This is a genomic window from Pseudodesulfovibrio karagichevae, assembly GCF_041414475.1.
Taxonomy (GTDB): domain Bacteria; phylum Desulfobacterota; class Desulfovibrionia; order Desulfovibrionales; family Desulfovibrionaceae; genus Pseudodesulfovibrio; species Pseudodesulfovibrio karagichevae.
Genome location: NZ_JBGLYH010000021.1, coordinates 13,255 through 27,850, shown reverse-complemented (window position 1 = coordinate 27,850; position 14,596 = coordinate 13,255). Strand labels below are relative to the sequence as shown.

The 14,596-nt window shown below is 65.0% G+C and carries 17 protein-coding genes; 13 read left to right on the top strand and 4 right to left on the bottom strand.

From position 1 onward, the window contains the following. Nucleotides 1–172: 172 nt before the first annotated feature. A complete protein-coding gene (locus tag AB6M95_RS09140) occupies nt 173–826 on the bottom strand; it encodes a lactate utilization protein (RefSeq protein WP_371386429.1) in 654 nt (217 codons plus the stop codon). 229 nt (nt 827–1,055) lie between these two features. Here AB6M95_RS09140 and rpmH point away from each other — a divergent pair, with 229 nt between their 5' ends. From rpmH to AB6M95_RS09100, 8 genes are all read left to right on the top strand, one after another. Beyond that, on the top strand, nt 1,056–1,190 hold the full coding sequence (gene rpmH / locus AB6M95_RS09135; RefSeq protein ID WP_071546398.1) for a 50S ribosomal protein L34: 135 nt from the start codon (nt 1,056–1,058) through the stop codon (nt 1,188–1,190). After that, complete coding sequence (rnpA, locus tag AB6M95_RS09130; RefSeq protein WP_371386460.1) at nt 1,178–1,549, top strand: ribonuclease P protein component; 372 nt, start codon at nt 1,178–1,180, stop codon at nt 1,547–1,549. The genes rpmH and rnpA overlap by 13 nt, the downstream gene beginning before the upstream one ends. 8 nt (nt 1,550–1,557) lie before the next feature. Then, a complete protein-coding gene (gene yidD / locus AB6M95_RS09125; RefSeq protein WP_371386459.1) occupies nt 1,558–1,839 on the top strand; it encodes a membrane protein insertion efficiency factor YidD in 282 nt (93 codons plus the stop codon). Then, nucleotides 1,809–3,476, top strand: coding sequence for a membrane protein insertase YidC (gene yidC, locus AB6M95_RS09120; RefSeq protein WP_371386428.1), 1,668 nt, complete (start codon nt 1,809–1,811; stop codon nt 3,474–3,476). Before yidD ends, yidC begins: the two co-directional genes overlap by 31 nt. Before the next feature lie 45 nt (nt 3,477–3,521). Next, nucleotides 3,522–4,619, top strand: coding sequence for a Jag family protein (locus tag AB6M95_RS09115; RefSeq protein WP_371386427.1), 1,098 nt, complete (start codon nt 3,522–3,524; stop codon nt 4,617–4,619). A 154-nt stretch (nt 4,620–4,773) separates the two neighbouring features. Beyond that, nucleotides 4,774–6,165: a tRNA uridine-5-carboxymethylaminomethyl(34) synthesis GTPase MnmE gene (mnmE, locus tag AB6M95_RS09110; RefSeq protein WP_371386426.1), complete on the top strand. Its 1,392-nt coding sequence runs from the start codon at nt 4,774–4,776 to the stop codon at nt 6,163–6,165. 2 nt (nt 6,166–6,167) lie between these two features. Next, a complete protein-coding gene (locus tag AB6M95_RS09105) occupies nt 6,168–6,437 on the top strand; it encodes a hypothetical protein (protein ID WP_371386425.1) in 270 nt (89 codons plus the stop codon). A 109-nt stretch (nt 6,438–6,546) separates the two neighbouring features. Beyond that, complete coding sequence (locus AB6M95_RS09100) at nt 6,547–8,079, top strand: choice-of-anchor I family protein (RefSeq protein WP_371386424.1); 1,533 nt, start codon at nt 6,547–6,549, stop codon at nt 8,077–8,079. A gap of 75 nt (nt 8,080–8,154) precedes the next feature. On the opposite strand, the gene nhaA is transcribed toward AB6M95_RS09100, so the two are convergent. From nhaA to AB6M95_RS09085, 3 genes are all read right to left on the bottom strand, one after another. After that, entirely contained in the window at nt 8,155–9,522 is a 1,368-nt protein-coding gene (gene nhaA, locus AB6M95_RS09095; RefSeq protein WP_371386423.1) for a Na+/H+ antiporter NhaA, read from the bottom strand. Between the two features lie 104 nt (nt 9,523–9,626). Continuing rightward, nucleotides 9,627–10,289 carry a TIGR04282 family arsenosugar biosynthesis glycosyltransferase gene (locus AB6M95_RS09090; RefSeq protein WP_371386422.1) on the bottom strand — a complete coding sequence of 221 codons (663 nt, stop codon included), beginning with the start codon at nt 10,287–10,289 and terminating at the stop codon, nt 9,627–9,629. Further along, nucleotides 10,289–11,026, bottom strand: a complete 738-nt coding sequence (locus AB6M95_RS09085) for a TIGR04283 family arsenosugar biosynthesis glycosyltransferase (RefSeq protein ID WP_371386421.1) — start codon at nt 11,024–11,026, stop codon at nt 10,289–10,291. The genes AB6M95_RS09090 and AB6M95_RS09085 overlap by 1 nt, the downstream gene beginning before the upstream one ends. A 49-nt stretch (nt 11,027–11,075) precedes the next feature. On the opposite strand from AB6M95_RS09085, the gene AB6M95_RS09080 reads away from it, so the two are divergent. From AB6M95_RS09080 to AB6M95_RS09060, 5 genes are all read left to right on the top strand, one after another. Further along, a complete protein-coding gene (locus tag AB6M95_RS09080; protein WP_371386420.1) occupies nt 11,076–11,525 on the top strand; it encodes a pyridoxamine 5'-phosphate oxidase family protein in 450 nt (149 codons plus the stop codon). A 9-nt stretch (nt 11,526–11,534) separates the two neighbouring features. Continuing rightward, nucleotides 11,535–12,116: a GDSL-type esterase/lipase family protein gene (locus AB6M95_RS09075; protein ID WP_371386419.1), complete on the top strand. Its 582-nt coding sequence runs from the start codon at nt 11,535–11,537 to the stop codon at nt 12,114–12,116. Between the two features lie 14 nt (nt 12,117–12,130). Further along, on the top strand, nt 12,131–13,171 hold the full coding sequence (locus AB6M95_RS09070; protein ID WP_371386418.1) for a threonine aldolase family protein: 1,041 nt from the start codon (nt 12,131–12,133) through the stop codon (nt 13,169–13,171). Next, a complete protein-coding gene (locus tag AB6M95_RS09065) occupies nt 13,168–13,764 on the top strand; it encodes an LOG family protein (protein ID WP_371386417.1) in 597 nt (198 codons plus the stop codon). Before AB6M95_RS09070 ends, AB6M95_RS09065 begins: the two co-directional genes overlap by 4 nt. Before the next feature lie 83 nt (nt 13,765–13,847). After that, nucleotides 13,848–14,570 (top strand): hypothetical protein, encoded by a 723-nt coding sequence (locus tag AB6M95_RS09060; protein ID WP_371386416.1) that lies wholly within the window; start codon nt 13,848–13,850, stop codon nt 14,568–14,570. The last annotated feature ends 26 nt before the right edge of the window (nt 14,571–14,596 follow it).

Genomic DNA, 14,596 nt, shown 5'->3' with positions numbered 1-14,596 from the left:
AATGTTCCAAACACCGAACAACTTGCGAACATACTTACGAACAACTTATTCACAACCGACTCCATAACGCACAAACAACGAACACCCTTTTCCACACCACACCCCGCCGAAGGCGGCACAAAAAGTTTAGGAAGGAAGAGGGGATGGGGGGCCGGGGGCACCCGCCCCCCTTCTAGAAGCCTTCGTCCGCGTTGATGAGAACGATCTTGATGCGCCCTTTGGGGAACGATTTTTCGGTGATCGTCCAGACGTTGCAGATGCGGTCCGGGGAGGCGCAGTCCATGCAGTAGCCGGTCTTGACGCAGGGCGTCTTCATGTTCAGGCGCATGGTGTTGACCGGGGCCACGTATTCCTTGATGCGCTCCATGGCCCGCTCAAGGTCGGGCACGAGCTTGTTGCGGCAGATGAGCAGGACCACGTTGCGCGGGCCGAAGGTGATGGCCCCGACGCGGTTGCCGAACATGTCGAGGTTGACCAGGTGCCCGTCCTCGGTCACGGCGTTGGTCCCGGTGAAGAAGCAGTCAACGAGCAGGGCCCGGCGGCGCAGTTCGTACTTCTCCTCGGCCGAGAGCTTGCTGTCCCAGGTGTCCAGGGCCTCATAGTCCGGGTTGTCGCGCAGGTATTCGTAGAGCCCGGAGGCGGCCAGGGTGGTCGACCCGCCCCAGGACACGGTCCTGGGCTTGAGTTCGGGCAGGATCTCGTTGATCACGAGGTCGCGCGCGCCGTCCAGGGAGTCGGCCATGCGCACGTCGAAGCCGTTCTTCTCGAGTTGTTCCGCAAGGTCGTTCAGATGCAGGGTCCAGTAGTTGTCGATGGGCTTGTCCATAACGCCTCCGATATATAATTCATTAATAGTGTGTTCTGCGGCAATTTGGAAACCAGTCGATTTTTCGCTCGCCAAGCAGTGAAAAAGCTTGTAGCAGAAAACCCGCCCGGCCGGAAGCAGGGTCCCTGAAAACCGGCTAAAATACCGCTTGACGGTCTCCGGGCCAACGGTTATATGCTTCCGTTCAACGCAACTTCCAGCAAATTTTACTCTTCAGGAGATCACAGATATGAAACGTACTTACCAGCCCAGCAAATGCCGTCGCAAAAGAACCCACGGTTTCCTGGTGCGTTCCCGCACCAAAAACGGCCGCAAGGTGCTCGCCCGCCGTCGCGCCAAAGGGCGTAAGAGATTAGCCGTCTAGCTTGGAACAAGGAGCGTCGGCTGCTCAAAAGCCCTCAATTCACAGCTTGTTACGAGCAGGGCAAGAAGCATTTCACGAAGAGTTTCATCCTGTTCATGCTCAAGCGCAGCGACCCCGACGGATCTCTCCGCCTGGGGTTGACTGTCAGTAAGAAGATGGGACACGCAGTGGCGCGCAACCGTATAAAGAGGGTGGTGCGCGAGTATTTCAGGCTGCATCAATTCGATTTTGATTTGCCTCTGGATATCGTCGTTGTTCCGAAGCGGAACCTTGAGGCCAAGCAGCTGACCCTCGCCCTCGCCACAGAAGAGTTTACCCCGCTTTTGAGCCGTCTGTGCTCAAAAGCGGCGGCCTCTTAAATGAGGAAATGATGCGCTCACTTTTTCTGGCGCTCATTTGGTTTTACCAGAAACTCGTCTCCCCCTTGCTGCCCCCGGCCTGCAGGTTCTATCCGTCGTGCTCCGAGTACGCGAAGGAAGCCCTGACCCGCCATGGAGCCGCCAAGGGGAGCCTTCTTGCGCTTTGGCGTCTCCTTCGTTGCCAGCCTCTTTGCCGCGGGGGATTTGACCCCGTCCCGGCCGTTTGGCCCGATTCCAAAACCAAAGCGAGATTCACCCCATGGAGAAGAAGGAGCAAATCCGTCTTGTAATTGCCCTGGTCCTGAGTGCCATTGTCCTCTTCGGATGGCAGTACATCACGGGTCCCTCGGCGGAACAAAAAGCGGAAATGGCCCGCAAGGCCGCCGAGGCCGAGCAGAAGACGGCCGCCCTGACCCAGAATTCCCAAGATGCAGCCAAAGCCGCCACGGAAGCTGCTCCCGTTTCCGAATTCGTGCCCACCGACGGCGTGTCCGTCACGGTGGACACCCCGCTGTACACCGCCGTGTTCAACTCCCAGGGCGGCGTGCTCGAAAAGTTCATCCTCAAGAAGTACCGCGAGACCATCGAGCAGGACTCCCCGTTCGTGGACCTGGTGGGTCCCGACGCCTTCGCCAAGGGTCCGCTGGGGCTGATCCTGACCCTGAACGACAAGGAATACCACACCTGGCGTCACGGCAAGTGGGCCTTTTCCGGCTCCGACCTGAATCTGACCGAGGCCGACGGGACCAAGACCCTGACCTTCTCCGGCCAGGTGGACGGCTACCGCATCGAGCGGGTGCTGACCTTCCATCCCGACTCCTACCTCATCGATGAGGCAGCCACGGTCACCAACCTCAGCGGCACCGGCGCCGAGGGCGCCCTGTCCTTCACCGCCGCGGCCAAGTCCATGTCCGACGAGGACGACCGCTACAACCAGACCCGCGTAGCCTACCTGACCAAGGACACCCGCAAGGAGCTGAGCGACCGCGACGACCTGCGCAAGGACGGCCTGTCCGCTCCGGCCGACCTCAAGTGGGGGGCCATCGAGTCCAACTACTTCCTGTTCGCGGTCATGCCCAAGGCCGAGAACGCCTCCCTGTCCGCAGGCATGCAGGGCGACATCTTCCGCATGGCCGTGACCGACAAGGCCACCTTCATGCCCAACGTGGCCAAGACCCTGAAGACCTCCTATTTCATCGGTTCCACGGATCGCAAGATGCTGGCCCAGATGCCCAACGACCTGTCCGACGCGGTCAACTTCGGCTGGTTCGACTTCCTGGCCAAACCGCTGCTGGTCGCCCTGAACTTCTTCTACAGCTACATCGGCAACTACGGCGTGGCCATCATCATCCTGACCATTATCATCAAGCTGATCTTCTGGCCCCTGTCCCAGAGGAGCTACGCTTCCATGGAAAAGATGAAGAAGCTGCAACCCATGGTCGCCAAGCTGCGCGAGAAGTACGGCGACGACAAGCAGCGCCTCAACCAGGAGACCATGGCCTTGTACAAGACGTACAAAGTCAATCCAATGGGCGGCTGCCTGCCGATGGTCGTGCAGATTCCGGTCTTCTTCGGTCTGTACAAGGCCCTGCTCGGCGCGGTGGAACTGCGGCACGCCCCGTTCATCGCCCACCTGCCCTTCACCGACCTGCCCTGGCTGGCCGACCTGTCCGCCAAGGACCCGTACTACATCTCGCCGATCGTCATGGGCGCGTCCATGTTCCTGCAGCAACGGATGACCCCGAGCGCAGGCGATCCCACGCAGCAGAAGATCATGCTCTTCATGCCGCTGATCTTCACCTTCATGTTCCTGCAGTTCCCGTCCGGCCTGGTCATCTACTGGCTCTTCAACAACCTCCTGTCCATCGGACAGCAGCTCATGATCGCCAGGAAATCCAAGGTATCGGCCGCCGCGAGCAACGACTAACGCCACCGGGGGGCTTTATCACCCCGGCTTGAGAAGGATACGAGAATGAGTGACTTCAAAGAATTCCAGGGGAAGGACCTGGACGAAGCGATCGAAAGCGCATGTGACTACTTCAATCTGCAGCGCGAACGCCTGGAAATAGAAATCCTGTCCGGGGGCTCTTCCGGCATCTTCGGCATCATGGGCGTGAAAAAGGCCAAGCTTCAGGCCCGGCCCCGCGCCCAGGTGAACGCCTCCGACATCCTCAACGGCGAGGCCAAGCCCGCCAAGCCCAAGCGCCAGCCCAGGCGCGAGGCCAAGGCGCCCGAGGCGGCCCCCCGGGAGATCGAGGAAGAGACCGTCGAGGACGTCGAGATCGTTGAAATGTCCTTGGAAACCGTCGTGGACGAGGAGCCCAACGGCAACCTCATCCCCGAAGAGGAATACAACGACATCAATGGCAACGTCGCCGGGCCCGAACCGGCCGACGAGGCTCCCCGCAAGCCCCGCGACCGCAAACCCCGTCAGCCCAAGGGCGAGAAAAAGGCCCGGGAGCGCAAGCCCCGCGAGCGCAAGCCACGCGAACCGCGTGAGGTCCGCGAACCGCGCGAACCCCGCGAACCTCGCGAGGACCGTGAAGACCGCGAGGAGCGTCCCCGCACCGACATGTCCGAGTTCGATCCGACGCTCCTCGAGAACGCCGTACGCGAGGTCATGGGCGAGCTGCTGACCCCCATCGTGGGGGAGACCACCGTGGAGGTCACCCTGGAGTCCGACCGGGTCAAGGTGTTCATCGACGACGAGGAGAACTCCGGCCTGATCATCGGCCGCGAGGGACAGACCCTGTCCTCCATCCAGTACCTGGTCAACCGGCTGGTCTCCCGCAAGATGGAGGCCTCGGTGCGCATCCAGGTCGACACCGGCGACTACCGCGAGCGCCAGGACGACAAGCTCAGGCAGATCGCCTGGCACCTGGCCGAAAAGGCGGACAGCCTGGGCCGGACCCAGTCCACCAAGCCCCTGTCCTCCTATCACCGCCGGGTCATCCACCTGGCCCTGCAGGACAACGAGACGGTCTTCACCCGCTCCAAGGGCGACGGCCCCATGAAACGCGTGCTCATCGTCCCGAAGAGCCGCAAGAACAACGGCCGCTCCCGCTACTAGCGGGTGCGGCTTCCGAGAGCGGGCCGTCTGCACATTTTCCCAGGCGCCCCACCCTCGAAAGCCTTGTGATTTCGTGAAGGCCGCTCGTTTGAGCGGCCTTTTTCTTGGCTGAAACGGCTTTGCCATTCGACCGAAGCTCCTGTAAGGAATCCTCATGCTCAACCCCAGGCACGCAAAGGACACCATCGCGGCCATCGCCACCCCGCCCGGCGACGGCGGCGTGGGCATCATCCGCATCAGCGGCTCGCACGCCCGCGACATCGCCCGCGCCCTGTTCCGCCCGGCCAACACGGCCTTCACCGATTTCACGCCCTACCGGCTGCATTACGGCCGCGTGGCCGACGCGCATGGCGCGGACCTGGACGACGTGCTCTGCGCCTACATGCCCGGCCCCAACTCCTACACCGGCGAGGACGTGGTCGAGCTCAACTGCCACGGCGGACGGGCCGTGCTCGGCGCGGTGCTGCAGGAGGCCCTGAACCGGGGCGCGCGCCTGGCCGAACGCGGCGAGTTCACCTACCGCGCCTTCATGAACGGGCGCATGGACCTGTCCCAGGCCGAAGCCGTGGCCGAGATGATCCACGCCCCGACCAAGGCGGCCATGCACCTGGCCCAGGTCAAGCTGTCCGGCCTGCTCGGGCGCAAGATCGCGGACCTGCGCGCCCGGCTCGAAGGGCTGCGCGCCCAACTGGCCGTGGCCGTGGACTTCCCGGACGAGGAGGTGGAATGCCTCTCGCCGGAGGAGCTGATATCCACCGTCGAATCCGTGCGCACCGAGATCGCCGCCCTGCTCCGGGCCGTGGACCGTACCCGCGCCTGGCGCGAGGGGGCCCTGGCCGTGCTGGCGGGCCGGGTCAACGCGGGCAAGTCGAGCCTGATGAACGGACTGCTCGGCCGCAACCGGGCCATCGTCACGGACCAGCCCGGCACCACCCGCGACTACCTGGAGGAGACCCTGAACCTGGACGGGCTGTCCATCCGCCTGGCCGACACCGCGGGCATGCGGGCCACAGACGACGCCGTGGAGGCCGCCGGGCTGACCATGGGCCGCGAGCTCATGGACCGGGCCGACCTGGTCCTGATTCTCCTGGACGGCACCGCGCCCGTGGACGACGACACCCTGGACGCCGCCCGGCGCACCGGCCCGGACAAGGGGCTGGCCGTGCTGAACAAGGCGGACCTCGACGGTTTCGACGAGGCCAACGGCGCGCAGCTCAAGGCCCTCGGCTTCGAGACCGTGGCCGTGTCGGCCAAGACCGGCGCGGGCCTGGACACCCTCGCCGCACGCATCCGCGAGCGCATCCTCAAGGGGGCGGGCCAGCCCGACCCGGACGAGATCGCGCCCAACGCCCGCCAGGCCGCTGTGCTGGCCGAGGCCGACCTTGAGCTGGCCGACCTGAGCGCCGACGCCGACGCCGGAATCCCCTACGACCTCCTGAGCGTGCGCCTGGAAACCGCCTGCGACGTGCTCTCCGGCATCACCGGCGAGATCGCGGCCAACGACGTGCTCAACTCCATATTCGACTCGTTCTGCATAGGAAAATAGCCATGACCAAGGACCCCGAACTGATCGACGTGCAGCACGTCACCTGCGGCCTGGTGCCGCTCATGCAGACCCACCTGGAAGGCTCGGACCCCGATGTGGACACCGTGTCCTTCAAGGTCCGCCAGGGCATCCAGACCGAACTGTGGAACTCCTTCGGCACGGGCAGCCGATGGCGGCTGACCGAGATCACCTCGGACCTCTTCTTCGACGTGGCCACCTTCGTGCGCGTGGAGGTCTCCGAGCTCGATCCCCTGGGGCTGATCGACTTCTAGCCGCCCCGCCGCCGTGTAATCGTCACCCGCGATTCACCGTCCCGTCACCGGACGGTGCTATACTTCTTCTCCCGCGACCGCCAACCCAAGCGCAGCCCAGGAGGATGGAATGCAACGACTTCTCTTCGCCGCCTTGAGCGTCCTGCTCATGGCCGCCAACGCCTTCGCACTCGAACTCACACCCGCCGGGACCTACGCCTCCGGCGTCTTCAACGAATCCGCCGCCGAGATCGTGGCCTACGATCCCGTGGGCAAACAGGTCTACGTGGTCAACGCCCACAAGAACGTCATCGACGTGCTCGACGTGACGGACATCCGCAAGCCGCTCAAGAAGGCCGTCTTCGACTTTTCCCGATACGGCAAGGGGGCCAACTCCGTGGCCTACCACGACGGCCTGATAGCCGTGGCCGTGGAGGCCGATCCCAAGCAGGCCCCCGGCCGCGTGGTCGTGTTGGACCGCACCGGCAAGGTTCTGGCCGCCTTCCAGGTGGGCTCCCTGCCCGATATGGTCACCTTCTCGCCCGACGGCAAGTACATCCTGGCCGCCTGCGAGGGCGAGCCGAACGATGATTATTCCGTGGACCCCGAAGGCTCGATCTCGGTCATCGACATCTCCGGCGGCCTGGACGGGGCCGTGAACCACAGCGTCAAGTTCACCGCCTTCAATCCCCTCAAGGAACGCCTCCGGGCCCAAGGCGTGCGCATCTCCCACCCCGGCTCCACCGTGGCCCAGGACCTCGAGCCCGAGTACATCGCCGTGTCCCCGGACTCCAGGTTGGCCTTCGTCACCCTGCAGGAGAACAACAGCGTGGCCGTGGTCGACCTCGCGCGGGCCGAGGTGACCAGGATCCTGCCGCTCGGCCTCAAGGACTGGTCCAAACTCGTCATGGACGCCAGCGACAAGGACAAGACGGTCAACCTGAAGCACTGGCCCGTATACTCGGCCTACATGCCCGACGGCCTGTCCGCCTTCGCCATGGGCGGACGCAACTATTTCGTCACCGCCAACGAGGGCGACTCCCGCGAGTACGGCGACTATGCCGACGAGAAGCGGCTGGCCAAGGCCAAGCTCGATCCCAAGGCGTTCCCGGACGCGGCCAAGTTGCAGGACGAGAAGGCCCTGGGGCGGCTCAAGACCATCCCGGACCTGTCCGACACGGACCATGACGGCGACTACGACCGCATCGTCGCGTTCGGCGGCCGCTCCTTCTCCATCTGGGACGAGAACGGCAAGCTGGTCTTCGACTCCGGGGACATCTTCGAGCGCATCCTGGCCCGCGACCACGCCGACTGGTTCAACTCCAACAACGAGGAGAACAAGTTCGACAACCGCTCCGACGACAAGGGATGCGAACCCGAGTCCGCCGAGGTCGGCATGGTCGACGGCCGGACCTACGTGTTCGTGGGCCTGGAGCGCATGGGCGGGATTATGGTCTTCGACATCACCAACCCCAAGGCTCCCGCTTTCGTGACCTACCGCCTGGACCGCGACTTCTCGGGCGACCCGGAAAAGGGCACGGCCGGGGACCTCGGCCCCGAGGGCATCCACTTCGTGCCCGCCGCCGAGAGCCACACCGGAACCGCCCTGCTGATCGTGGGCAACGAGGTCTCCGGGACCACGACCATCTACACCGTGCGCTAGCCGCGCGGCGCGAGACAATAAAAAGCCCCCGCCGGTCATCGACCGGCGGGGGCTTTGCCGTCGTCCGCACGGGGCCTACGCCTGGGAGATGGTTTCCGGACCGTCCGCCGAACTTGCCGGAGCCACGTACTTGAGGACCAGGAAGCCGAGCGCTCCCGAGACCAGGGAGGCGAACAGGATGGCGATTTTGGCCAGGGCCACCAGGGAGGTGCCCTCGTCAAAGGCCAGGTTGCCGATGAAGATGGACATGGTGAAGCCCACGCCCGCCAGGCAGGACGCGCCCCACAGGTGGACCAGGGTGGTCCGGTCCGGGAAGGCGGCCAGGCCGAGCCTGTCGACCAGCCAGCACGCCCCGGTGACGCCGATCTGCTTGCCGACCACCAGGCCGACGAACACGCCGAGCGAGACCGGGGTGAGCAGTTCGCGGAAGACCTCCGCGTCCAGGCGCACGCCCGCGTTGGCCAGGGCGAAGACCGGCATGATGAAGAAGGAGACCCACGGGTGCAGGGCGTGCTCGATGTTCTGCAACGGCGTGGTGGCGGCCTCGTAGGCGTGCTCCATGGCGTGCAGGGCCATCTGCTGCTCCCTGTTGGTCAGCACGCTCTTGCCCGGCGTGATGGCCATCTCGAAGACCTCGGCGGCCTCGCGCAGTTCGGCGACGAAGGTGGCGCAGTTCATGCGCGTCCCGGCCGGGATGGTCATGGCCGCCAGCACGCCCGCGATGGTTGCGTGGATGCCGGACAGGAGGAAGGCGAACCAGACGATCACCCCGAGGACCAGGTACGGGATGGAGTGGCGGATGCGCCAGCGCAGGTTGAGCACGGCCATGAGCGCCAGCCCGGCCAGGCCGACGAACAGGGCCGTCAGGTTCAGGGAGGCGGTGTAGAAGATGGCGATGACCAGGATGGCCCCGATGTCGTCCACGATGGCCACGGCGGTCAGGAAGATCTTGAGCCCCACCGGCACGCGGCTGCCGAGCAGCGACATGATGCCGAGCGCGAAGGCGATGTCCGTGGCCATGGGGATGCCCCAGCCCGCGATGGACTCGTGGCCCGCGTTCAGGCCGAAGAAGATCAGCGCGGGCACGATCATGCCGCCCACGGCCGCGGCCACGGGCATGATCGTCCGGCTCGGGGTGGACAGCCCGCCCACCAGCAGTTCGCGCTTGATCTCCAGACCCACCAGAAAGAAGAAGATGGCCATGAGCCCGTCGTTGATCCACAGCAGCGCGGGCTTGGACAACACCCAGCCGCCCACGCCCACGGTCAGCCGGGTCTGCCACAGGCTGTCGTAGGACGCGGCCCACGGCGAGTTGGCCCAGACCAGAGCCGCGATGGTGCAGGCCATGAGCGCGATGCCGCCCGCCGCCTCCAGGCGGAAAAACCTGTCGAAGGAACTGAGTACGTAGTGGATGGGCAGCGGCCTGTCCTCGGGTCGGGTCATGGGGTGCTCCTTTGGGGGATTACAGGCGCGAGTATACCAGCATCCCCGTGAAGGGCAACACCCGTCGCCTTTCGCCTGTAAATGCCGTGGATTCTCCGCGCCGGTCAGCGCCCGGCCACTTTTCGGGCCAGGGTCAGGGCGCGCCCGGCCAGGGGGCAGTCTGGCGAATCGAGCATGGTCCGCAAGCCGCCCACGGTATCCAGATCCGCCAGCCGGTCGAGCTCGGCCACAGCCCTGCCCGCCCCGCGCAGCCGCTCCACCGCCCGCCCGTACACCCCGGAACCGCCCCACCCCGCCTCGTCGAACAGGGCCGGGACGTACCCGTCGCGGTGGAAGCCGACCAGGTAGTAGCCGCCGTCCTCGGCAGGCCCCAGGGCGGCCCGCTCCGGGGTGAGTGCGTCGAGCCCCCAGCGGACGATGGCGGGGGTCAGGCCGGGGATGTCGCTGCCGGTCAGGACCACCCGGTCGTAGCCAATGGCGAAGGCCTCCGCGAACCCGTTCGCCATGCGCTCGCCCAGGTCCGCGCCATGCTGGGCCAGGAAGAGGCGGTCCTCTCCGAGCCAAGCGCGCACGGCCGCTTCGCGGGATGGGGGCGTGAAGCAGACGAGCAGGTCCGCGTCGATCGCACCCGCGAGCCGATCGAGCAGGCCCTCGGCCATGGCCGCATAGAATTGGGCCGCCAGTTCGGGCGAGGCCGGTCCGGCCAGCCGGGTCTTGACCCGCCCCGGCTCGGGATGGCGGACGAAGAACAGCAGGCAGTCGCGCATCACGCCTCCCCGTCCGGCCGGTAGCGGCGGGCCAGATCCTCGGGCGCGGCCCCCATGGCGTAGCGCAGCCGCAGCCGCCAGTTGCCCAGGGTCCGCCGGGCCACGCCGTCCCGCTCCCACCGCCGGGGGGAGGTCAGGACGCGCTCCTTCAGGATGGCAACAGGCTCGCCCCGCCGCTTGAGCCGCCGGAACAGTTCCACGTCCTCCATGATCGGGATGGGGGCGAACCCGCCCAGCTCGCGGAACAGCCCGGCGTCGAAAAACGGGGCCTGGTCGCCGTAGGGCACACGCTCGATCCGCGAGCGCAGGTTGGCGAAGCGGGCGACCACGGCCAGACTGATGCGAGGGGAATCGATGGCCAGGGAAAAGGCCCCGGCCCGGACGCAATCGCGGGCGAGGTCGCAGGCGGTGTCGAGCGCGCGGTCCACGGCGTCGGGCCACCCCTCGGGCAGCCGGGTGTCCGCGTGCAGGAAGAGCAGGACGTCCCCTCCGGCCACGGCCGCGCCCGCGTTCATCTGGACGCCCCGGCCCGGCGGGCAGCGCACTCCGGCGACGTCCGGTTCGCGCAGGGCCTTCAGGGTCGCGTGGCCCGGCCCGCCGTCGGCCACCACGATCTCCACCGGGCGGCCCATGGCGGATGCGCGCACCTGCCGGACGGTGCCGTCGATGATCGCGGCCTCGCCGAACACCGGGATGATCACGGAAATGGAACGTGCGGAGGTTGCAATCGGGTCCATGGGTGATTACTAGACTGTTTGTCGTTTTTAATAAAGACCGGAGGAAACGATGCGCAAAGGCGTGACCGAAGACAAGGCCGTGGTGGCCGACATCCTGGACAAGGCCGAGGTGGTCTGGCTGGCCCTGAACGACGACGAAGGCCCGCACTGCGTGCCCGTGAATTTCGCGGTTCAGGGTGATACCCTCTTCGTCCACTCGGGCAAGCGGGGCCGCAAGGCCGCCTGCCTCGACTCCGGCGCAGCCATGGCCTTTTCCGCCGCCGTGGACATAGAGCTCAAGACCAGCGACGACAACGCCTGCGAGCTCGGCTACCGCTTCCGCTCGGTCATGGGCAACGGCACCCCGCGCCCGCTTGACGGCGACGAGAAGCTGCGCGCCCTCGACCTGATCACCCTCAAGTACGCGGGCCGCTCCATGCCCTACAACGAAAAGGTCCTGGCCATCACCGCCGCCTACGCCATCGACATCAGGTCCGCGACCGCGCGGATCAAGGAATAGGAGGGAACCATGATCACCTTTTTCATCGGCGATTCCCTGACGCTCGGCTGCGGCGACGAGGCCGGGCTGGGCTGGCCCGGACGGCTCGCGTCCGCCATGATGCGCCAGGGGCAGGACCTGACCTGGTACAACCTCGGCGTGCGCGCCAACACCACGACCAAGATCCGCGACCGCTGGAAGGAGGAGGTCACGCGCCGCTTCCTGCCCGGCAAAAATTCCCGGCTGGTCTTCTCCTTCGGCGTGGCCGACATCTCCAACGACGTGCCCGCCAAGGTCTCCTTCGACAATGCCGAGGCCATCCTGGCCGAGGCCAAGGCGCTGGGCCCGACCCTGTTCATCGGCCCCATGCCCGTGGGCGACCAGGACAGGACCGACCGCATCATCCAACTTTCCCTGGGGTTCGAGTCCGTATGCGAACGGCTCGGCGTGCCCCACGTCCCGGTGATCGGCTTCCTGCGCGAATCCGGGACCTACAAAGCGGCCCTCGAGGACTACGACAATGTCCACCCCGCGGCCAAGGGGTACGCAACCCTGGCCGAGTACCTGACACAAACCCACGCGGTCCGGGACTTCCTCGGACTGGACCAATAAATGAGCGACAAGAAATGAGCGATTTGAAATCCTTTGCCAGCGACAACAACTCCGGGGCCCACCCGGCGGTCATGGAGGCCGTGGTCCGGGTCAACACCGGCCACCTCAAGTCCTACGGCGACGACGAGTTGTCCATACACACCGACGAGGTGTTCAAGGAATTCTTCGGGTCCCAGGCGCGCATCCACTACGTGACCACCGGCACGGCGGCCAACGTGCTCGGACTGCGCTCCGTGACCCATACCTACAACTCGGTGCTCTGCGCCGAGCAGGCCCACATCAACAACGACGAGTGCGGCGCGCCCGAGGCCTTCGGCGGCATCAAGCTGGTGCCCATCCCGTCCCCGGACGGCAAGCTCACGCCCGGCATGATCGCCCCCTATCTCGGCCACATCGGCTTCGTGCACGCCTCCCAGCCCAAGGTCATCTCCATCACCCAGCCCACCGAGGTGGGCAAGCTGTACACCCTCAAGGAGATCGAGGACCTGGTGGAGTTCGCCCACGACCGCGACCTGCTGGTGCACCTGGACGGCGCGCGCCTGGCCAACGCCTGTGCGGCGCTGGACTGCTCGTTCTTCGACATGACCACCGCGCTCGATGTGGACTTCATCTCGTTTGGCGGGACCAAGAACGGCTGCCTCATGGGCGAGGCCGTGATCTTCCTCAACCCGGACATCGGCCAGGGATTCCCCTACCTGCGCAAGCAGGCCATGCAGCTGGTCTCCAAGATGCGCTTCGTCTCGGCCCAGCTGGAGGCCTACCTCAAGGACGACCTGTGGCTGACCAACGCCAGGCAAGCCAACGCCATGGCCAAACGGCTGGCCGAAAAGGCCGGAGCCATCGACGGCGTGACCATCAAGGGCACCGTGGACTGCAACTCCCTGTTCGCCCACATCCCGCCCGAGGCCACCGAGATTCTGCTCAAGAAATACTACTTCTACGTCTGGAACGAGCACGACCAGACCGTGCGCTGGATGACCTCCTGGGCCACCACCGAGGCGATGGTCGACGAATTCGTGGAAGACCTGCGCAAGGCCATGAAGGCGGTCGCATGACCCGGGAGCTGAAACGCATCTGCGTCTACCTGGGGTCCAACCCCGGCAACAACCCGGCCTACGTGGCCGCCGCCGTGGCGCTCGGCCGCGAGCTGGCCGCGCGCGGGCTGGGCCTGGTCTACGGCGGGTCCTCCACCGGGCTCATGGGCCGCCTTGCCGACACCTGCCTGGCCGAGGGCGGCGAGGTCATCGGGGTCATCCCCAAGCGGCTGGTGGAGAAGGAAATCGCCCACCAGGGGCTGACCGAGTCCCACGTGGTCAACTCCATGCACGAGCGCAAGCAGCTCATGGCCGACTTCTCGGACGCGTTCATCGCCCTGCCCGGCGGCATCGGCACCCTGGAGGAATTCTTCGAGGTCCTGACCTGGAACCAACTCGGCTACCACGCCAAGCCGTGCGGCCTGCTCGACGTGAACGGCTACTACGCCTGCCTGACCGAGCACATGGACCGTATGGTCAGCGAGGGCTTCCTGGTGGCCGACCACCGGCGCATGGTCCTGACCAGCCCCGACCCCGGCAAACTCATCGACCTGTTCGCGGACTACGAGCCGCCGCAGGTGGACAAGTGGATTGAAAAAAAGAAAGGGTTGTAATCGAACTTTTTATTCAGGCGGCCTAAAGATATATGAACGCATGTCGATATGATCAACATGTCGTTTGTCACCTGGAGGTCAGCATGGATCTATTTGGCATCGAAAGCGCACAGCAAACAACTTCCCTCTTCAAACTGGGGGGCGTGAATCGGCAGGCGGCCGACACGACCAAAAGTGTTGAAGCTGCTGATACGCACAATGCCGTTTGGGATTCCAGCAATATAATGGCCGGGCATTTCGTCCACGCCTACCGGGAGGAATCACGCTACATCGCAGGGCTCAAGACAGGCCTGGCCTTGCAGAATTCCTTTCGCGACCAAATGCAGGCAGTGCTGTCCAAATACCGCAAACTTGTGGAGCTGACTGGTGACCCGAGTTACGCTAAGGATGCCGTTAAAGCTGTCAATTCCATAGTCGATAACGAGGTGAAGGACACCAACACCGAAAAACTCGAAGAAGCCCGGGAAGACATTGAGAAAAAGGCCGATGAGGCCATGGCCACTGAAAGCCAGAAGGCTTTGGAGAACGAAACCTCGCCCCAGGAAGCCTTGGATAAGAGCTTGGACAAGGCCGCGCCCGAGGCTCAGCCAGAAGCCGAAGGCAAACAGTCCGTGACCGAACCCGTGGCCGCCGCATCGGAAACCGGCCAGCCCCAGACCACCGCTGCACCGGAAGCCGACAGCGGCCAGGAGGCCGCAGCACCGGAGGCCGCAGCACCGGAGGCTGACAGAGGCCAGGAGACCGCAACGCCGCAGGAGGCGTATGGAGACGTCCCGGCAGCGACCTCAATCGATCTTATAGTGTAATGACAGGACGTGATTATCAGATGGAC

Coding starts and splice junctions, on each gene's coding strand:
- AB6M95_RS09065 (WP_371386417.1), top strand. CDS start 13,168: ATGACCCGGGAGCTGAAACGCATCTGCGTCTACCTGGGGTCCAACCCC.
- nhaA (WP_371386423.1), bottom strand. CDS start 9,522: ATGACCCGACCCGAGGACAGGCCGCTGCCCATCCACTACGTACTCAGT.
- rpmH (WP_071546398.1), top strand. CDS start 1,056: ATGAAACGTACTTACCAGCCCAGCAAATGCCGTCGCAAAAGAACCCAC.
- AB6M95_RS09140 (WP_371386429.1), bottom strand. CDS start 826: ATGGACAAGCCCATCGACAACTACTGGACCCTGCATCTGAACGACCTT.
- AB6M95_RS09115 (WP_371386427.1), top strand. CDS start 3,522: ATGAGTGACTTCAAAGAATTCCAGGGGAAGGACCTGGACGAAGCGATC.
- AB6M95_RS09105 (WP_371386425.1), top strand. CDS start 6,168: ATGACCAAGGACCCCGAACTGATCGACGTGCAGCACGTCACCTGCGGC.
- AB6M95_RS09085 (WP_371386421.1), bottom strand. CDS start 11,026: ATGGACCCGATTGCAACCTCCGCACGTTCCATTTCCGTGATCATCCCG.
- yidC (WP_371386428.1), top strand. CDS start 1,809: ATGGAGAAGAAGGAGCAAATCCGTCTTGTAATTGCCCTGGTCCTGAGT.
- mnmE (WP_371386426.1), top strand. CDS start 4,774: ATGCTCAACCCCAGGCACGCAAAGGACACCATCGCGGCCATCGCCACC.
- AB6M95_RS09100 (WP_371386424.1), top strand. CDS start 6,547: ATGCAACGACTTCTCTTCGCCGCCTTGAGCGTCCTGCTCATGGCCGCC.
- AB6M95_RS09075 (WP_371386419.1), top strand. CDS start 11,535: ATGATCACCTTTTTCATCGGCGATTCCCTGACGCTCGGCTGCGGCGAC.
- AB6M95_RS09070 (WP_371386418.1), top strand. CDS start 12,131: ATGAGCGATTTGAAATCCTTTGCCAGCGACAACAACTCCGGGGCCCAC.
- yidD (WP_371386459.1), top strand. CDS start 1,558: ATGATGCGCTCACTTTTTCTGGCGCTCATTTGGTTTTACCAGAAACTC.
- AB6M95_RS09080 (WP_371386420.1), top strand. CDS start 11,076: ATGCGCAAAGGCGTGACCGAAGACAAGGCCGTGGTGGCCGACATCCTG.
- AB6M95_RS09060 (WP_371386416.1), top strand. CDS start 13,848: ATGGATCTATTTGGCATCGAAAGCGCACAGCAAACAACTTCCCTCTTC.
- AB6M95_RS09090 (WP_371386422.1), bottom strand. CDS start 10,289: ATGCGCGACTGCCTGCTGTTCTTCGTCCGCCATCCCGAGCCGGGGCGG.